Source organism: Shewanella sp. SM29, from assembly GCF_025654245.1.
Lineage (GTDB): Bacteria > Pseudomonadota > Gammaproteobacteria > Enterobacterales > Shewanellaceae > Shewanella > Shewanella oncorhynchi.
In genome coordinates this window covers 139,425-158,871 of sequence record NZ_JAKKRN010000002.1, presented here as the reverse complement: position 1 = coordinate 158,871, position 19,447 = coordinate 139,425, and the positions used below count along the sequence as shown (strand labels likewise).

General features: G+C 46.2%; 12 protein-coding genes. 4 read left to right on the top strand and 8 right to left on the bottom strand.

Annotation, left to right across the window (positions count from 1 at the left end):
* Positions 1-157: 157 nt before the first annotated feature.
* From sucD to sdhC, 8 genes are all read right to left on the bottom strand, one after another.
* Positions 158-1,030 carry a succinate--CoA ligase subunit alpha gene (gene sucD, locus L5L77_RS02085; protein WP_028759703.1) on the bottom strand — a complete coding sequence of 291 codons (873 nt, stop codon included), beginning with the start codon at positions 1,028-1,030 and terminating at the stop codon, positions 158-160.
* The gene (gene sucC / locus L5L77_RS02080; RefSeq protein WP_006081976.1) at positions 1,030-2,196 is read right to left on the bottom strand and encodes an ADP-forming succinate--CoA ligase subunit beta; all 1,167 of its coding nucleotides are present in this window, start codon (positions 2,194-2,196) and stop codon (positions 1,030-1,032) included. The genes sucD and sucC overlap by 1 nt, the downstream gene beginning before the upstream one ends.
* A gap of 105 nt (positions 2,197-2,301) precedes the next feature.
* Positions 2,302-3,492, bottom strand: a complete 1,191-nt coding sequence (odhB, locus tag L5L77_RS02075; protein ID WP_006081977.1) for a 2-oxoglutarate dehydrogenase complex dihydrolipoyllysine-residue succinyltransferase — start codon at positions 3,490-3,492, stop codon at positions 2,302-2,304.
* A 31-nt stretch (positions 3,493-3,523) separates the two neighbouring features.
* Positions 3,524-6,355: a 2-oxoglutarate dehydrogenase E1 component gene (sucA, locus tag L5L77_RS02070; RefSeq protein ID WP_028759702.1), complete on the bottom strand. Its 2,832-nt coding sequence runs from the start codon at positions 6,353-6,355 to the stop codon at positions 3,524-3,526.
* Between the two features lie 214 nt (positions 6,356-6,569).
* On the bottom strand, positions 6,570-7,277 hold the full coding sequence (locus L5L77_RS02065; RefSeq protein ID WP_028759701.1) for a succinate dehydrogenase iron-sulfur subunit: 708 nt from the start codon (positions 7,275-7,277) through the stop codon (positions 6,570-6,572).
* An 11-nt stretch (positions 7,278-7,288) separates the two neighbouring features.
* Complete coding sequence (gene sdhA, locus L5L77_RS02060; RefSeq protein WP_006081980.1) at positions 7,289-9,055, bottom strand: succinate dehydrogenase flavoprotein subunit; 1,767 nt, start codon at positions 9,053-9,055, stop codon at positions 7,289-7,291.
* On the bottom strand, positions 9,056-9,403 hold the full coding sequence (gene sdhD, locus L5L77_RS02055; RefSeq protein ID WP_028759700.1) for a succinate dehydrogenase, hydrophobic membrane anchor protein: 348 nt from the start codon (positions 9,401-9,403) through the stop codon (positions 9,056-9,058).
* A complete protein-coding gene (gene sdhC / locus L5L77_RS02050; protein ID WP_012089416.1) occupies positions 9,397-9,792 on the bottom strand; it encodes a succinate dehydrogenase, cytochrome b556 subunit in 396 nt (131 codons plus the stop codon). The genes sdhD and sdhC overlap by 7 nt, the downstream gene beginning before the upstream one ends.
* A 414-nt stretch (positions 9,793-10,206) precedes the next feature.
* Between sdhC and L5L77_RS02045 the strand changes: the two genes are divergently transcribed.
* The 4 genes from L5L77_RS02045 (at position 10,207) to L5L77_RS02030 (ending at position 19,444) form a co-directional block, all read left to right on the top strand.
* Positions 10,207-11,493: a citrate synthase gene (locus tag L5L77_RS02045; RefSeq protein WP_028759699.1), complete on the top strand. Its 1,287-nt coding sequence runs from the start codon at positions 10,207-10,209 to the stop codon at positions 11,491-11,493.
* Between the two features lie 578 nt (positions 11,494-12,071).
* The gene (locus tag L5L77_RS02040; RefSeq protein ID WP_263221948.1) at positions 12,072-13,136 is read left to right on the top strand and encodes an efflux RND transporter periplasmic adaptor subunit; all 1,065 of its coding nucleotides are present in this window, start codon (positions 12,072-12,074) and stop codon (positions 13,134-13,136) included.
* A gap of 12 nt (positions 13,137-13,148) precedes the next feature.
* A complete protein-coding gene (locus L5L77_RS02035) occupies positions 13,149-16,400 on the top strand; it encodes an efflux RND transporter permease subunit (RefSeq protein ID WP_263221945.1) in 3,252 nt (1,083 codons plus the stop codon).
* Positions 16,397-19,444 (top strand): efflux RND transporter permease subunit, encoded by a 3,048-nt coding sequence (locus tag L5L77_RS02030; protein WP_263221942.1) that lies wholly within the window; start codon positions 16,397-16,399, stop codon positions 19,442-19,444. Before L5L77_RS02035 ends, L5L77_RS02030 begins: the two co-directional genes overlap by 4 nt.
* The last annotated feature ends 3 nt before the right edge of the window (positions 19,445-19,447 follow it).

Here is a 19,447-nt window from a genome sequence, read left to right as displayed (position 1 = left end):
CGTAGTAGAGAAGCATCAATCTAACCCGTAGAAGAAAAAATATCTAGTCTTCATGGTGTTAGCTCAATCCCATTCCTGTCATTTACTGCGATTCGCTGCCGAAATTACAGCCAATAAAAAAGGCGCCTTAGGCGCCTTTTATATTCGAAAGGTTAGCTTACCAACCTGTACGAATACGCAGCGCTTTGCCGATATCAGCAAGCGAGCGGACAGTTGTCACGCCCGCTGCTTCTAATGCAGCAAATTTGTCTTCTGCAGTACCTTTACCGCCAGCGATAATCGCGCCAGCATGGCCCATACGCTTACCAGCAGGTGCAGTGACACCCGCAATATAAGACACAACAGGCTTAGTCACGTGTGCTTTAATGAAAGCCGCCGCATCTTCCTCAGCGTTACCACCGATTTCACCGATCATAACGATCGCTTCAGTCTGTGGATCGTTTTGGAACATTTCCAGTACATCAATGAAGCTAGTACCTGGAATTGGGTCACCACCAATACCTACGCAAGTAGATTGGCCGAAACCTTCATCCGTTGTTTGCTTAACCGCTTCATAAGTCAGAGTACCTGAACGAGAAACGATGCCCACTTTGCCTTTTAAGTGGATGTGACCTGGCATAATGCCGATCTTACATTCACCTGGGGTGATAACACCTGGGCAGTTAGGGCCGATCATGCGAACGCCAGTTTCTTCAAGCTTCACTTTAACTTGCAGCATGTCCAGTGTAGGAATGCCTTCAGTGATACAAACGATAAGCTCGATGCCACCGTCGATAGCTTCAAGAATGGCATCTTTACAGAAAGGAGCCGGTACATAGATCACAGAAGCAGTCGCACCAGTCGCAGCCACAGCGTCTTTCACAGTGTTGAACACTGGCAGACCTAAGTGAGTTTGACCACCTTTACCAGGAGACACACCGCCCACCATTTGCGTACCGTAATCGATAGCTTGTTGTGAGTGGAATGTACCTTGACCGCCAGTGAAACCTTGGCAAATTACCTTGGTATCTTTATTGATTAAGACAGACATTATTTGCCCTCCGCAGCTTTAACTACTTGCTCAGCCGCGTCAGTTAGACTGGTAGCTGCAATGATATCTAGACCTGATTTAGCTAATACTTCACGGCCAAGTTCAGCGTTAGTACCTTCTAAACGAACCACAACAGGTACTTTAACGCCCACTTCTTTAACAGCGCCGATAATACCTTCTGCGATCATGTCACAACGTACGATACCGCCGAAAATGTTAACCAGAACCGCTTTCACATTGCTGTCAGACAGAATGATTTTGAATGCTTCAGCTACACGTTCTTTCGTCGCGCCGCCGCCTACGTCTAAGAAGTTCGCGGGCTTGCCACCGTGCAAGTTAACGATATCCATAGTACCCATAGCAAGACCAGCACCGTTCACCATACAGCCAACGTTACCGTCTAATGCAACGTAGTTCAGCTCGAACTTAGCAGCGTGAGCTTCGCGGGCATCATCCTGTGATGGATCGTGCATGCCTTTGATTTTTGGTTGACGGTAAAGTGCGTTACCGTCGATACCGATTTTACCGTCTAGACAGTGTAGGTTGCCTTCAGTGGTAATAACCAGTGGGTTGATTTCAAGCAATGCGAAATCATGATCAACGAACATAGTCGCCAGACCCATGAAAATCTTAGTGAACTGCTTCATTTGAGTTGGGTTTAAACCTAACTTGAAGCCAAGATCACGTGCTTGATAACCTTGTGGGCCAGTCAAAGGATCTATGATTGCAGTGTGGATGAGTTCTGGCGTTTCTTCTGCCACTTTCTCAATTTCAACACCACCTTCAGTCGACGCCATGAACACAACACGACGAGTCGCGCGGTCAACAACGGCACCTAAGTACAGTTCGTTAGCGATGTCGGTGCAGCTTTCTACTAAAATTTTAGCAACTGGCTGGCCTTTCTCATCAGTTTGATAAGTCACCAGATTTTTGCCTAACCAGTGTTCGGCAAAGGCTCTGATTTCTTCTTTATCGCCAGTGACTTTAACGCCACCTGCTTTACCGCGGCCGCCTGCGTGTACTTGACACTTAACAACCCATAAATTTCCGCCAATATGGCCTGCCGCTTCTACAGCTTCTTGGGCTGTATCACATGCAAAACCTTCTGACACTGGTAAACCATATTCGGCAAATAAGGATTTTGCCTGATACTCATGCAAATTCATGATGATCTATCCGTATACTTCTAATCAAATCCAACTGGCCCGTTTGGGCCAGTCACGAGGGTATGTCTGGCTATTTCTTTAAGCGCAATCTCTTATCGAGTTGTGTTACAGATCAAGCAGCAGACGAGTTGGGTCTTCTAGGAAGTCTTTAATCGCAACCAAGAAACCAACAGACTCACGGCCATCAACAATACGATGGTCATATGAGAGTGCTAGGTACATCATGGGCAGGATTTCAACCTGACCATTGACTGCCATTGGGCGATCTTTAATGGCATGCATGCCTAAAATCGCACTTTGTGGCAGGTTAAGGATCGGTGTAGACATCAGTGAACCGAAAACACCACCGTTAGTCACAGTGAAGTTACCGCCAGTCATGTCAGCCACAGTCAGCTTACCGTCACGGCCTTTAAGGGCTAAGTCACGAACTGCTTTTTCGATTTCAGCTAAGTTCATGGTATCTGTGTCACGTAACACTGGTGTTACCAGACCACGTGGTGTTGATACTGCGATGCTGATGTCGAAGTAGTTGTGATAGACGATATCATCGCCATCAATAGACGCGTTGACTTCTGGGAAACGTTTCAGCGCTTCAGTCACGGCTTTGATGTAGAAAGACATAAAGCCTAAACGGATACCGTGGCGCTTTTCAAAGATATCTTGGTATTGCTTACGGATATCCATGATTGGCTTCATGTTCACTTCGTTAAACGTCGTGAGCATAGCGGTAGAGTTTTTCGCTTCTAACAAGCGGTTTGCGATTGTCTTACGCAGACGTGTCATTGGCACGCGCTTCTCGCTACGGCCAGCCGCTAACGGAGCTACAGCAGGTGCTGCTGGCGCCGCAGCTTTAGGGGCAGACTTAACGAAGGCTTCTACGTCTTCTTTCGTAATACGACCACCCACACCAGTGCCTTTTACTTTGCTGGCATCAACATTGTGCTCTGCCAGTAAACGGCGAACAGATGGGCTTAACGCATCACTGCTTTCATCGCTGGTTTCAGCTGCAGGCGTTGCCGCTTCAGCTTGTGCTTTAGTGACTTCTTTACCCGATACAGCACCGGCGATAAATTTAGCGATCACTTGTTCACCCAGAACAGTGGCGCCTTCTTCAAATAAGAACTCGCCAATGTGGCCATCTTCTGGCGCAACCACTTCAAGAACCACTTTATCGGTTTCAATATCAACCAGGTTTTGATCACGAGAAACTTGCTCGCCCACTTTCACATGCCAAGTGGCAATCGTGGCATCGGCAACAGATTCTGGTAGTACGGGTACCTTGATTTCGATACTCATGAAAAACTATCCTTTTATAAAATGTCTATTACTACAGTGTGATTGTAAGTTTCAGGGCACTGTTCACTAAAGATTCTTGCTGATGTGTGTGCAACTCAGGGTAACCACACGCTGGTGCAGCTGACGCTTCACGACCAGCATAAGTTAACTGTGCACCTGCAGGAACCGCGGCCCAGAAATGGTGTTGACTAGAGTACCAAGCACCTTGGTTCTGTGGCTCTTCCTGACACCAAACAAAATCTTTCACATGTTGGTAATCAGCCAAAGCAACGATCATTTCATCATGTGGGAACGGATATAACTGTTCGACACGGATTAACGCTACGTTAGTGATATTTTCTTTACGACGTTTTTCCAGCAGCTCGAAGTAAACCTTACCACTGCAGAAGACAACTCGGTCAACCTTGCTTGCTTCCAACGTATCGATTTCACCGATCACATTTTGGAAACTGCCATTGGCTAATTCTTCCAAGCTTGAAACCGCTAATGGATGACGTAGTAATGACTTAGGCGACATAACAATAAGTGGACGACGCATAGGACGCACCACTTGGCGGCGCAACATATGGTAGACCTGTGCAGGTGTTGAAGGCACACACACTTGCATATTGTGGTTAGCACACATCTGCAAGAAACGCTCTAAACGGGCGCTTGAATGCTCAGGGCCTTGACCTTCATAGCCATGGGGTAACAACATAGTCAGACCACATAAACGGCCCCACTTCTGCTCACCCGATGACAAGAACTGATCGATTACCACTTGGGCACAGTTAGCAAAGTCACCAAACTGCGCTTCCCAAATAGTCAATCCGCCGGGTTCTGCTGTGGCATAACCATACTCAAACGCCAGTACTGAGGCTTCAGATAATACTGAGTCAGTAATATCAATTGGGCCTTGTTCATCAGCAATATTGCGCAGTGGCATGTAAGTCGTGCCATCGTTTTGATTGTGCAATACAGCATGACGATGGAAGAAAGTACCGCGGCCAGAATCCTGACCTGTAATACGTACACGCTTGTTGTCTTCCAGAATCGAGGCATAAGCCAGCGTTTCTGCAAAACCCCAATCGAGTGGTTTCTCGCCTTTTGCCATCGCTAAACGGTCGCTATAAATCTTAGCCACCCGTGATTGCAATGGATGACTTTCAGGTACATAGCTCAGTTTGTCAGCCAGACTTTGTAAACGCTCAGCCGACATAGAGGCTTGATACGCTTCGTCCCACTCACGACCGATATACGGAGTCCAGTCAACAGAATGCAGCGTCATTGGGCGCCATTCTTTAACCACACAATCACCTTGATCTAATGCATCACGGTAATTATTGATAAGACCAGTCACATCATCAGCAGCCATCACGTTTTCAGCGATTAGCTTGTCTGCATAAATCTTACGTGGCGTTGGGTGTTTCTTGATCTTGGCATACATCAGCGGCTGAGTTGCACTTGGCTCATCGGCTTCGTTATGGCCATGACGGCGATAACACACTAATTCAACCACCACATCACGTTTGAACTCGTTACGATAATCAACGGCTAACTGCGACACAAAAGCAACGGCTTCGGGATCATCAGAGTTAACGTGGAAAATCGGAGCCTGAACCATCTTAGCGATGTCAGTACAGTATTCAGTCGAACGAGTGTCCGCATGGTTAGACGTCGTGAAACCCACTTGGTTGTTCACTACGATGCGAATACTGCCGCCGACTTTAAAGCCACGGGTTTGAGACATGTTGAATGTCTCTTGTACTATCCCTTGACCTGCAATTGCAGAGTCACCGTGAATAGTAATAGGCATGACTTGTAAGCCATCCTTACAACCGCGACGGTCTTGACGGGCACGTACAGAGCCAATCACCACAGGGTTAACGATTTCAAGGTGCGATGGGTTAAAGGCCAGTGCTAAATGCACATTGCCGCCCGGCGTTTCAAAATCAGAGGAGAAACCTTGGTGGTACTTAACGTCACCAGAACCGTGGGTATCAGCATGCTTACCCGCGAACTCGTCAAACAGTTCAGCTGGACGCTTACCTAATACGTTCACTAATACGTTCAGACGACCACGGTGAGCCATACCGACGACGATTTCTTTAGTACCGGCTTCACCTGCACGATAAATAATTTCGCGCATCATAGGCACTAACGCATCACCGCCTTCTAACGAGAAACGTTTCGCACCAGGGAATTTAGCACCTAAGTATTTTTCAATACCTTCTGCGGCGTTAAGGCCTTCAAGAATGCGTGTCTTAACACTTTTATCGTAGTTAGCTTTACCTAAGGAAGGTTCGAGACGTTGTTGGATCCAGCGTTTCTCATCGGTATCGGTAATGTGCATATATTCAGCACCGATAGAACCACAGTAGGTGGCTTTCAGCGCTTTTACCAAATCCGCGAGCTTCATGGTTTCGCCACCATGAGCAAAAGAACCTGTATTAAACTCACGTTCCATGTCTTCTTTAGTCAAGCCGTGGAAAGCAGGATCTAAATCAGCTACTGGTTCACGTTTCCACAGTTCGAGGGGATCAAGATTAGCACCTTGGTGACCACGGAAACGATGGGCGTTAATTAATTGCAGGACTTTAACTTGTTTAGCATCCATTTCAGGATCCGTCACACGAGCTGAGCTCTTATGGCGACCTTCTAACGCTAAACTGCGAAAATAATCACGTACTTTTGAGTGAGCAGCTTCAGGCGCATCAACAGAGGCACCGTTCACAGGAGGGAGATTATCAAATACCGCACGCCAATCATCAGCGACTGACTGTGGGTCTTCTTGATAGGCTTCATACATCTCTTCTACGTAGGTCGAATTTGCACCACTTAAGTGAGATGATTCGAGCCAGGCTTTCATGATGCCTTGGTGCATTTCTATTCCTTTCAAACTTTATACACGTGCTTAGCCATAGTATTAAATATGCAGTCTGTAGAGATTACCTTCGACGCATAATTTCTGCCGCCCCTAGATGTCCAGATATACGGCGCGTTGTCTTCCATTACATACGCAAAAGAGTCACCTTCTGCTACCAGAAAGTGACTCTTCAAGAGCTATATTATTATTGGTTTCAGCTCGGGTTCTCGCATTACACTGCTCGCTTCAACAGCATGGACTTAATATGACCAATTGCTTTAGTCGGATTAAGACCTTTTGGACAAACGTCAACGCAGTTCATGATGCCATGGCAACGGAACACGCTATAGGCGTCGTCCAGCTCAGATAAACGTTCTTCTGTAGCTGTATCGCGACTGTCGATCAAGAAACGATATGCATGAAGCAGACCGCTTGGACCGATAAACTTATCAGGATTCCACCAGAATGATGGACAAGCCGTAGAACAACAAGCACACATGATACATTCGTACAAACCATCTAAATGAGCACGCTCTTCAGGGGATTGTAAGTGTTCACGAGCAGGTTGTTTCTCATCATTGATGAGGTAAGGCTTGATCTTCTCATACTGCTTATAGAACTGAGTTAAATCAACAACTAAGTCACGAACAACTGGCATACCTGGTAATGGACGTATTTCTAATTTCTTGCCTTTAAAGGTTGAAATTGGGGTAATACACGCCAGACCATTCTTACCATTCATGTTCACGCCGTCTGAACCACACACGCCTTCACGGCATGAGCGACGGAATGACAAAGTCGGATCTTGCTCTTTCAACTTGATCAGTGCATCGAGCACCATCATGTCAGAGCCTTCAGCCACTTCTAAGCTGTAATCCTGCATATACGGTTTAGTATCTACGTCAGGATTGTAGCGATAAACTGCAAATGTCAATTTCATCTTTGCAACTCCTAGTAGGTACGTTTCTTCGGCGGGAATGCTTCACGTAACTTAGGTGCCATGTTCACTGCACGACGATCCATCGTTTCAGTGATTGGGTCAAATAAGCTGTGGCATAACCAGTTCTCATCATCACGCTCTAAATAATCTTCACGTGAGTGAGCACCGCGACTTTCAGTACGGAAGTTAGCCGCATAAGCCGTTGCAATCGCCGTTGCCATTAAGTTATCTAACTCTAAGCATTCAATACGTTGAGTGTTGAATTCACGAGAGTTATCAGACAATTTAGCATTTGCAAGACGTTCGCGGATCACTTTCAACTGCTCTAAACCTTCAGCCATAGCATCGCCACGACGGAATACAGAGAAGTTTAATTGCATACACAGTTGCAGATCCTTACGTATTTGCGCTGGATCTTCGCCATCTTTGTTGCTTTCCCAACGATTCAGACGGGCCAGAGATGCTTGAATATCCGCATCGCTTGCGTCTTTTGGATCGTCAGTCTCATCCAAAGCTTTACCTAAATGCTGACCCGCCGCGCGGCCAAAGACCACTAAGTCGAGCAATGAGTTACCACCTAAGCGGTTTGCACCGTGAACAGATACACAGGCAATCTCACCCACAGCGAACAGACCGATAACATCATGTTCAGTGCCGTCTTCATTCTTACGAATAACTTGACCACTGACCTTAGTTGGCAGACCGCCCATCATATAGTGACAAGTTGGTAATACTGGGATTGGACCATCGGCCGGATCGATATGGGCAAAGGTACGAGACAATTCACACACGCCTGGTAAACGTGCTTCTAATGTTTCTTTACCTAAGTGATCAAGCTTGAGTAAACAGTGTGGACCTAATGGACCGTCTAAACCACGACCTTCGCGGATTTCAGTCATCATTGAACGTGCTACCACGTCACGTGATGCCAAATCTTTCGCGTTAGGGGCATAACGCTCCATGAAACGCTCGCCGTCTTTGTTCAGCAGATAACCGCCTTCACCACGACAACCTTCAGTCACAAGTACACCCGCGCCGGCGATGCCAGTTGGGTGGAATTGCCACATTTCCATGTCTTGCATTTGCACGCCAGCACGCATTGCCATACCGACGCCGTCACCGGTGTTGATATGCGCGTTAGTGGTCGAAGCGTAAATACGCCCTGCTCCACCTGTCGCTAGAATCGTTGCCTTGGCTTTGAAATAAACGATATCGCCTGTTTCAATTTCAATCGCAGTACAACCCACAACGGCGCCATCATCGTTTTTAACGAGATCTAATGCATACCATTCTGAGAAGACTTGCGTCTTATGCTTAACGTTTTGTTGGTATAAACAGTGCAGCAAAGCATGACCAGTACGGTCGGCAGCTGCCGCAGTACGTGCAGCCTGCTCGCCACCAAAGTTCTTAGATTGACCACCAAACGGACGTTGGTAAATCGTGCCATTTTCGAAACGAGAGAAAGGCAAACCCATTTGCTCAAGTTCAATAACGGCTTCAGGACCGGTTTTACACATGAACTCAATCGCTTCTTGGTCACCGATAAAATCGGAACCTTTCACGGTATCGTACATATGCTGTTCCCAATGATCTTCATGGGCGTTACCTAACGCAACAGTGATACCACCCTGCGCAGATACGGTATGAGAACGAGTTGGGAATACTTTTGATAAAAGCGCACAGCTTTTACCTTCTTTGGAAATCTGCAGCGCTGCACGCATACCAGCGCCACCGGCACCGATCACTACAGCATCAAATTCGCGTACTGGAATACTCACTTAGACACCCCACACAATAACAATGCCGGCCGCTAAATAACAAAATACGGTAACGACAAAGGTGAACTGTAAAACACCACGTAACGACGTGCACTTAACGTAATCTGTCAGCACTTGCCATACACCAATCCAAGCATGTACTAATAAGGCTACCAGCGTCAGAAGTGTAAACACTTTCATTGGCAGAGCACTAAATAGGCCATGCCAGACGTCGTAGGTGAGAGGGGAACTACATGCAATAAAGCCAACCAAGAAAATGGTGTAACAGGCGAGGATCACTGCACTAGCGCGTAGTAGAATATAGTCATGAACACCACTGCGTCCAAAACTTGCTGCATTGGTTACCATACCCAGATCCCCGCTATGATTGAAAAGGCTACCGTTAAGGCAAATACAGCTTTCGCTGATGCGGCACCCGATGACAATTCTTCCCAACGACCGGTATCCATTACTAAGTGGCGCAGGCCACCAAACAAGTGATACGCCAGTGCAGTCATAATGCCCCACAGGATAAACTTCATCACGAAGTTATCGAATAGAGACTGTACGCCAGCGAAACTTTCAGCTGATGCTAAAGATGAATTTAGCAACCAAATGAGAATGCCAACTGCGAACAGCATGATGACACCGGAAACACGGTGAAGAATTGACACAATCGCTGTTGCAGGAAAGCGAATGGTCTGCAGATCTAAATGGACAGGTCTTTGCTTTTTCACGTTCTGCTCACTCAGCTCCATTGAGCATTTTTTTTGTTATGTGAACCGCTTTTGTACAAACTTTAAACAGGAGGTTGATCACTGCAAAAGTAAACACAAAAGCAAAGTTTAAACAAACAGTTAACTATCTGAGCACGCACTCATTTAACATGTAAACAAAGGGTGCTTTATAATCGTTGTTTGCGGCCCTTATTGGGCGAGGCAAGTATACTCGCGGCAAATGTCAAATACAAACATCACAGAATGCAAATTATGTTTTTTTGACTATTTTTTACTGTAAGTGCCAGTTACAAATAGAAAAGTAAAGGCTTTTATACCATGGTCTAACTAATTTAAACGCTTATTTAAATTGAAATGTGATCTAGAATGGCTGTAAAGTAATGGCGGTTTGACATGCCGCACTCACAGATAAGAACTAAGTAAGGAGAACGGGGTATGGCTGATTTAAAAGCCAAATTAGAATTACCAGGGAACGACTCGATAGAATTGCCAGTAAAGCAGGGAACCGCTGGTTTTGACGTAATCGATATCAGTAAACTTGGCAGCAAAGGTTACTTTACTTTTGATCCAGGTTTTCTTGCGACTGCCTCCTGTGAATCTGCAATTACCTATATTGATGGTGATCTAGGTATATTGTTACACCGTGGCTATCCAATCGATCAACTTGCCGTTGACTCCGATTACCTAGACCTGTGTTATTTGCTGCTTTACGGTGAACTGCCGACCAAAGCGCAATATACTGAGTTTGTACATACAGTTAAAACCCACACTATGGTTCACGAGCAGCTAGCCTTCTTCTTTAGAGGTTTCCGTCGTGATGCTCATCCTATGGCCATGTTATGTGGTGTGACGGGTGCATTATCTGCATTTTACCAAGACTCTCTGGATGTTAACGATCCACGTCACCGCGAAATCGCAGCTTATCGCTTAGTCTCAAAAATGCCTACGATAGCAGCCATGTGCTACAAGTATTCTTCAGGCCAGCCATTCGTGTACCCACGTAATGACTTAAGCTATGCGGGCAACTTCTTAAGCATGATGTTTGCTGTACCGTGCGAAGAATACATAGTTAACCCTATTGTTGAACGTGCAATGGACAGGATCTTCATTTTACATGCAGATCATGAACAAAATGCATCGACTTCAACAGTACGTTTAGCCGGTTCTTCAGGTGCAAACCCATTTGCGTGTATCGCAGCGGGTATCGCATCTCTTTGGGGCCCTGCACACGGCGGCGCTAACGAAGCCTGTTTGCAAATGTTAGAAGAAATCGGTTCAGTAGACCGTATTCCTGAATTCATTGAACGCGCTAAAGATAAGAATGATCCTTTCCGTCTGATGGGCTTTGGACACCGTGTTTACAAAAACTTTGACCCAAGAGCCAAAGTGATGCGTGAAACCTGTCATGAAGTGCTGAAAGAACTGAAAGTACAAGATCCACTCTTGGATGTGGCAATGGAGCTTGAGCGCATTGCACTTGAAGACGAATACTTCATTTCTAAAAAGCTGTATCCAAACGTCGACTTCTACTCTGGCATCATTATGAAAGCCATTGGTATTCCAACCAGTATGTTCACTGTGCTGTTCGCACTGGCACGTACTGTAGGCTGGATTGCGCACTGGAAAGAAATGTTAGATCAACCAGGCCACAAAATCAGCCGTCCACGTCAGTTATATACTGGTGAAACTGCGCGTGATTTCGTCGCACAAGACAAACGCTAAGTCCCACGACTTACGCATTAAAAAGCGCCTAAGGGCGCTTTTTTCATTTCAAATAATCCTCTTTTAAACTTATACCAATCACATTAAATATCTAATCAGTTCAGAGCCTCACAGGCATTTCAATCCAAGGCGCATTGACGCAGAAATGGTTATTCCCTTTTAAGTCAATGCAACACCGGAGTGGGATGTCTGTGAGGCTCCCGAAGGGCGGCTGATGTTCACTACATGGCAAAGCGCTTTATACTGCGTTCAAGGCTTTCAACAGAGCACCACTATGCCTTCAAGCCTTCGCCTTGTCTAAAGCGCGTTGAACTCCCGCTGAATGAACAGATATTTAATACGATTGGTATTACTTCTCCTGACAAAATACATTGTTGCAATTGCGCACTTGTGTAATCTTAATTAACCGCGTTTAGTTATTCTCATCACTTTTTAAACCTTTTAGCTACATTTAGTAAGAATCACAAATCACACTTAGCCAAAAATACAGCTAACAATCTGAAATTAAACAACTTTAAATATTGGCATGGTTTCTGCTAACAACTGACATCACAATAAAGACAACAGGTAACATTCTTATGGAAAAGTCAAAAATTGCTCAATTCACCCTGCCACTGCTAATGATTTCGATGCTAGCAGCCTGTGGTGAGGAAGAAGTGGTCAAAAAAGAAGAAAAATATGCCATTCCCGTCGAAACCACTACAGTGATGCAAGGAAACGTTTCTTCTTTTTACAGTACAACTGCCACCTTAGAAGCGCCACAGGAAGCCAATGTAGTGAGTCGTATATCAGGGCTCATTGAATCTCTCGCTGTTGAAGAAGGTGACCGCGTTCAAAAGGGCCAAGTGCTCGCTGTTATTGATGCCAAAAGACAGCAATACGATTTAGACCGCTCAGAAGCCGAAGTCAAAATCATCGAGCAAGAATTAAATCGTCTGAAGAAAATGAGCAACAGAGAATTTATCAGCGCAGATTCAATGGCCAAACTTGAATATAACTTGCAAGCCGCTATCGCTAAAAAAGATCTCGCCGAACTGCAAGTAAAAGAAAGCCGCGTACTGTCCCCTATTAGCGGCGTCGTAGCTAAACGTTATGTGAAAGCTGGCAATATGGCGAAGGAATTTGGCGACTTGTTTTATATAGTCAACCAAGATGAACTTCACGGTATAGTTCATTTGCCAGAGCAACAGCTTGCGAGCTTAAAACTCGACCAAGAAGCACAAGTGTTTAGTAATCAACATAGCAAGAATGCTATCCATGCCAAAGTGTTGCGCATAAGCCCGATTGTGGACCCACAAAGTGGCACCTTTAAGGTGACACTTGCAGTGCCGAATCAAGAGGCACGCCTTAAAGCTGGCATGTTTACCCGAGTTGAGCTCAAATACGACACCCACGAGAACGTGATTACCGTTCCCTACAGCGCCTTGATTAACCAAGACAACAAGCAAGCGCTTTATGTTATTGATGGTACCAATGCGAACCGTCGTGAAGTCGAAATTGGCTACCGTGAAGGTGATTCGGTAGAAGTGATTACAGGTATTAATCCCGGTGAACAAGTCGTTACACGTGGCCAGCAAAACTTGAAAGACCAATCCTTAGTCGAAGTGATCACCCCACTCGATCTTGCTTCCGCTAAGAACTGATAGGAGCCTTTCATGTCAATTATCAGCACTTCGGTTAAACGGCCAGTCACAGTATGGATGTTCATGCTGGCAGTGATTTTATTCGGTATGGTGGGATTTTCCCGCCTAGCGGTGAAGTTACTGCCAGACTTAAGCTATCCCACATTAACCATTCGCACTATGTATGACGGCGCGGCGCCAGTAGAAGTTGAACAGCTCGTCTCTAAACCGATTGAAGAAGCCGTTGGCGTGGTCAAAGGCTTACGTAAAATCAGTTCTATTTCGCGCTCAGGCATGTCAGATGTGGTGCTCGAGTTTGAATGGGGCACAACAATGGATATGGCGAGTTTAGATGTACGTGAAAAACTCGACACTATCGCTCTGCCGCTCGATGTAAAAAAGCCCTTATTACTTCGTTTTAACCCCAATCTCGACCCCATTATGCGTCTCGCGCTGTCGGTGCCCAATGCATCTGAAGCCGATCTCAAACAAATGCGCACCTATGCAGAGGAAGAGCTTAAGCGTCGTTTAGAGGCGCTATCTGGGGTCGCCGCCGTGCGTTTATCTGGCGGCCTAGAGCAAGAAGTGCATATTCAGCTCAATCAAGAAAAACTGTCGCAGCTCAATCTCAATGCCGATGATATTAAACGTCGTATTAATGAGGAAAACATCAACCTCTCTGCGGGTAAAGTGATCCAAGGTGATCGCGAATACTTAGTACGAACGCTAAACCAATTCAACTCATTATATGAACTCGGCCAAGTGATCGTCTATCGCGACGAGCAAGCTTTAGTCCGTTTATTCGAAGTTGCTACCATCACAGATGCCTACAAGGAGCGTAGTGATATCACCCGCATTGGCAGTCAAGAATCGATTGAACTGGCCATTTATAAAGAAGGTGATGCAAATACTGTCGCTGTCGCCAAAAAACTGCGCGATGAACTCGTCAAAATCAATCAAGACCCTAAGCAAAATAAGCTCGAAGTGATTTACGATCAGTCTGAGTTTATCGAAAGTGCGGTCAGCGAAGTCACCTCTTCTGCGCTGATGGGCAGCTTGTTATCTATGCTAGTGATTTACCTGTTCTTGCGTAATATCATCCCGACACTGATTATTTCTATCTCGATTCCCTTCTCAGTCATCGCCACCTTTAACATGATGTATTTTGCCGATATCAGCTTAAACATCATGTCATTAGGTGGTATTGCCCTTGCCATCGGTCTCTTGGTCGATAACGCTATTGTGGTATTAGAGAACATAGACCGCTGCCGTAGCGAAGGCATGAGTAAATTAGAAGCTGCAGTGACGGGAACTAAAGAAGTGGCAGGCGCAATTTTTGCCTCAACACTCACCACTCTTGCGGTGTTTGTGCCGCTAGTATTCGTGGATGGGATTGCCGGCGCCCTCTTCTCAGATCAAGCGCTAACAGTCACTTTTGCGCTGTTAGCATCGCTATTAGTCGCGTTAACATCCATTCCAATGCTGGCATCACGTGAAGGCTTTAAAACCTTACCCGCTCTGATAAAAACGACACCTAAGGATAAACCCACCACTAAAATGGGTAAGCTTAAACACTATAGCGCGACTGTGTTTTCCTTTCCTATTCTATTAATTGTTAGTTACTTACCTAGTGCACTACTGACCTTAGTGTTGATTTTAGGCCGCTTCTTCTCATGGCTTATTGGTCTAGTGATGCGCCCGTTAAGCTCAGTATTTAACTTTGTCTACCACAGTATTGAGAAGGTTTATTACAAGCTTCTGGCCTCGGCGCTGCGCCAACAAAAAGCAACGCTGTTACTCACGATTGCAATAACAGGCGCTTGTATTAGCTTGTTACCACGACTTGGTATGGAGCTTATTCCGCCAATGAATCAGGGTGAGTTTTACGTGGAGATCTTACTGCCGCCGGGTACGGCAGTGAGCGAAACCGACAAGATATTACAGCAACTTGCACTGTCCATTAAAGACAGAGCTGAAGTTAAACATGCTTATAGCCAAGCAGGTAGCGGCGGTTTGATGACTTCGGATACTGCCCGCGGGGGTGAAAACTGGGGCCGCTTGCAAGTGGTGCTTAACGACCACAGTGCCTATAACGCAGTCACTCAAGTATTACGTGATACTGCGCGCCGTATTCCTGAACTTGAAGCGAAAATTGAGCAACCTGAGTTATTCAGCTTTAAAACGCCACTGGAAATTGAGCTCACAGGTTACGATTTAAACTTGCTCAAACGCAGCGCAGATAGTCTCGTCAAAGCATTATCCGCATCGGAGCGTTTTGCAGACGTGAACACCAGTCTACGTGATGGTCAACCTGAGCTAAGTATCCGTTTCGATCATGCAAGGTTAGCGGCTCTAGGAATGGATGCGCCAACGGTTGCGAACCGTATTGCCCAACGTGTTGGTGGTACTGTTGCCAGTCAATACACAGTGCGTGACCGTAAGATTGATATTCTGGTGCGCAGTGAACTCGCAGAGCGGGATCAAATCAGCGATATCGATGCCTTAATTATCAACCCGAATAGCAGTCAGCCTATTGCATTAAGCGCAGTTGCAGAAGTTTCATTGCAATTAGGCCCATCTGCGATTAACCGCATCAGCCAACAACGTGTGGCTCTCGTATCAGCTAACCTCGCCTATGGTGATTTAAGCGATGCGGTTGCACAGGCGCAGCAGATACTATCGCAACAAGTGTTACCCGCATCGGTCCAGGCCCGTTTTGGTGGTCAAAATGAGGAAATGGAGCACTCGTTCCAATCACTCAAAATTGCCCTTATCTTAGCGATTTTCTTAGTGTATTTAGTCATGGCGAGTCAGTTTGAGTCACTACTGCACCCCTTGCTTATCCTCTTTGCCGTACCTATGGCATTAGGTGGCAGTGTACTTGGGCTTTATATCACCCAGACTCACTTGAGTGTGGTGGTATTTATTGGCCTTATCATGTTGGCGGGGATCGTCGTGAACAACGCGATTGTGCTTGTGGATCGGATCAATCAACTGCGTAGCGAAGGTGCTCAAAAACTTGATGCCATTCGCGATGCAGCTAAATCGCGCCTACGCCCGATTATGATGACAACCCTCACCACGACCTTAGGCTTATTGCCGATGGCGCTAGGTCTAGGTGATGGCTCAGAGGTGCGCGCACCGATGGCGATTACGGTGATCTTTGGTCTGAGTTTATCAACACTACTGACCTTAATTGTGCTCCCAGTGCTCTATGCCCTGTTTGATCGAAAAGAATACGCAGCAACAGGCTCACATGTAAACGTAGAGGAGGCTCGCCCATGAACCTCACCCGTTTAGCCATTAAGCGCCCCGTAACCACCAGCATGTTTTTCTTTGCTATCTTGCTGTTTGGTCTCGCCTCGAGTCGCCTATTACCGCTGGAAATGTTCCCCGGTATTGATATCCCACAGATAGTGGTGGAAGTGCCTTACAAAGGCTCGACCCCTGCTGAAGTGGAGCGCGATATTACCAAAGTGCTGGAGGAATCCCTCGCGACTATGGGGGGGATTGATGAGCTTGAATCAGAATCCTCCCAAGAAGGCGCCGAAATCGAAATCAACATGAAGTGGGGGGAAAACGTTGCCACTAAGAGCTTAGAAGCGCGGGAAAAAATCGATGCAGTGCGGCATTTACTGCCCAAGGATGTGGAGCGGGTCTTTATCCGCCAATTCTCCACCGCCGACATGCCTGTGCTCACCATACGTATCTCAAGTGATCGTGAGCTTTCAGGTGCATTCGATCTACTCGATAAACAGCTCAAGCGTCCGCTTGAACGTGTTGAAGGTGTCTCTAAGGTCAGCCTGTACGGCGTTGAGCAAAAGCAAATTGAGGTACGCATCAATGCCGACCGCCTTGCCGCCAGTGGATTTTCAGCCACAGATTTGCAACAACGTCTCGGCAGAGAGAACTTTGTGCTGAGCGCAGGTACACTCAGGGCCAGTAATATCGTTTATCAAGTTTCACCTAAGGGTGAGTTTAGAAACCTTGAAGATATCAAAGCACTAGTACTGATCCCCGGATTGACCTTAGGCGATATCGCCGATGTGCAATTTGCCCTACCTGAACGTATCGAAGGTCGACATTTAGATAAGCACTATGCCGTGGGTTTGGATGTTTTTAAGGAATCTGGCGCTAACTTAGTCGAAGTGTCAGACCGTGTCATGAAGGTGATTGAGCTTGCGAAGCAGGACCAACAGTTCCAAGGTATTCGCCTATTTATCATGGAGGATCAAGCCTCTGGAGTAAAATCTTCACTAATGGATTTGCTGCTTTCAGGGTTAATCGGTGCACTGCTGTCCTTTGTCGTGCTGTACTTATTCCTGCGTAATTTGAAAATGACTTTAGTGGTTGTGTCATCCGTGCCTATTTCAATCGGTATGACGCTCGCCGCTATGTATCTACTCGGTTACAGCTTGAATATTCTGTCTATGATGGGACTCCTGCTCGCCGTCGGTATGTTGATTGATAACGCAGTGGTCGTCACTGAGAGCGTACTGCAGGAAAAACAAGGTAAACACCCTAAAGACAATGAAGAGTCAGTCATGACGGGGGTCGATAAAGTGTCTCTGGCGGTATTGGCAGGCACAATGACAACCGCCATTGTATTTTTACCTAATATTTTTGGCGTAAAAGTCGAGATCACCATTTTTCTAGAGCATGTTGCTATTGCGATTTGTATCTCACTCGCAGCGTCGCTATTGGTCGCAAAAACCTTAATCCCTTTGATGTTGACTAAGTTCCACTTCGACATCGCCCCCGAAAAGGATGCGGGTAAATTACAACGTTTTTACAATAATACCCTAGATTGGGTATTGCTCAGACCTTGGCGTTCAGGCGTGATTGCTGTAGCGATCCTCGCATCCACCGCCCTGCCGCTATCTATGGTTAAACAGGACCAAGAAGACAGCGAGAGCAATGAACGAATCTACATTAACTACCAAGTAGAAGGTCGACATAATCTCAATGTCACTGAGGCGATGGTCAACCAAATGGAAGAGTATCTTTATAACAATAAAGAGGAATTCCATATTGATTCTGTCTACAGCTATTATGCCTCTGATGATGGCTCATCGGTGATCCTCCTAAAGAAAGATTTGCCTATATCAGTGGATGAGTTAAAAAAGAAAATCCGTAGCGGCTTTCCTAAGTATTCCATCGCCAAACCACAATTTGGCTGGGGCAATGACAACTCTGGCGTGCGAGTCACACTGACAGGACGTTCAACCTCTGAGCTGATTAACTTAAGCGAGCAAGTTATTCCTTTGTTGCAAAATATCAAAGGATTACAAGATGTTCGCTCCGAGCTTAACGGCGCTCAGCAAGAAGTGATTATCCGCATTGATAGACAAATGGCGGCGCGGTTAGATTTAAAACTCAATGAAATTGCCTCAAGTATCTCCATGGCACTGCGCGGTTCACCGCTGCGATCCTTCCGCCACGATCCTAATGGCGAGCTGCGCATCGAAATGGCCTACGAGAAAGAATGGCAAAAGTCACTTGAGAAACTCAAACAGTTACCCATAGTACGCCTCGACCAAAGAGTGTACACCTTAGATAATCTGGCGAAGATTGAGATCCAACCCCGCTTCGATACTATCAAACACTTCAATCGCCAAACCTCGCTGTCTATTGGAGCTAACTTAGAAAACCTCACCACAGAAGAGGCGCAAACTAAGATCAAGCAAGTGATGGAAAATATCCGTTTCCCAGAGGGTTACGACTATTCACTCCGTGGTGGCTTCGAGCGCCAAGATGAAGATCAGAACGTGATGGTGACTAATATGCTCTTGGCTGTCGCGATGATTTATATTGTTATGGCGGCGTTGTTTGAATCTCTACTATTACCAACGGCGATTATTACCTCGATCCTATTTTCCATCACAGGTGTATTCTGGGCGCTGTTTATCACAGGCACCCCTATTTCTGTGATGGCAATGATAGGTATCTTGATTTTAATGGGGATAGTGGTGAACAACGGTATCGTTCTGGTGGATCAAATCAATCAGATGACACCGGAACTCGACAAATTGTCTGACACCATTCGGGAGGTGTGTATCACCCGTTTGCGGCCAGTGTTAATGACAGTAGGTACAACAGTACTGGGATTAGTCCCACTGGCAATGGGTGATACCCAAATCGGTGGCGGCGGCCCGCCATATTACCCCATGGCAATCGCCATTATCGGTGGCTTATCGTTCTCGACAGTGACTAGCTTGTACTTAGTCCCCCTGTGCTATCAAGCATTTTATCGGATGCGTCACCGCGCAGCGATTCGCTTAGGCCAAGCCGATCACTTTGCCAAAAAACTGTTACCTTGGACGGTTTAGTTG

Bases quoted from the DNA above. Each gene is read 5' to 3' on its own strand.
- sucD (WP_028759703.1), bottom strand. From the start codon at position 1,030: ATGTCTGTCTTAATCAATAAAGATACCAAGGTAATTTGCCAAGGTTTC.
- sucC (WP_006081976.1), bottom strand. From the start codon at position 2,196: ATGAATTTGCATGAGTATCAGGCAAAATCCTTATTTGCCGAATATGGT.
- odhB (WP_006081977.1), bottom strand. From the start codon at position 3,492: ATGAGTATCGAAATCAAGGTACCCGTACTACCAGAATCTGTTGCCGAT.
- sucA (WP_028759702.1), bottom strand. From the start codon at position 6,355: ATGCACCAAGGCATCATGAAAGCCTGGCTCGAATCATCTCACTTAAGT.
- L5L77_RS02065 (WP_028759701.1), bottom strand. From the start codon at position 7,277: ATGAAATTGACATTTGCAGTTTATCGCTACAATCCTGACGTAGATACT.
- sdhD (WP_028759700.1), bottom strand. From the start codon at position 9,403: ATGGTAACCAATGCAGCAAGTTTTGGACGCAGTGGTGTTCATGACTAT.
- sdhC (WP_012089416.1), bottom strand. From the start codon at position 9,792: ATGGAGCTGAGTGAGCAGAACGTGAAAAAGCAAAGACCTGTCCATTTA.
- L5L77_RS02045 (WP_028759699.1), top strand. From the start codon at position 10,207: ATGGCTGATTTAAAAGCCAAATTAGAATTACCAGGGAACGACTCGATA.
- L5L77_RS02040 (WP_263221948.1), top strand. From the start codon at position 12,072: ATGGAAAAGTCAAAAATTGCTCAATTCACCCTGCCACTGCTAATGATT.
- L5L77_RS02035 (WP_263221945.1), top strand. From the start codon at position 13,149: ATGTCAATTATCAGCACTTCGGTTAAACGGCCAGTCACAGTATGGATG.
- L5L77_RS02030 (WP_263221942.1), top strand. From the start codon at position 16,397: ATGAACCTCACCCGTTTAGCCATTAAGCGCCCCGTAACCACCAGCATG.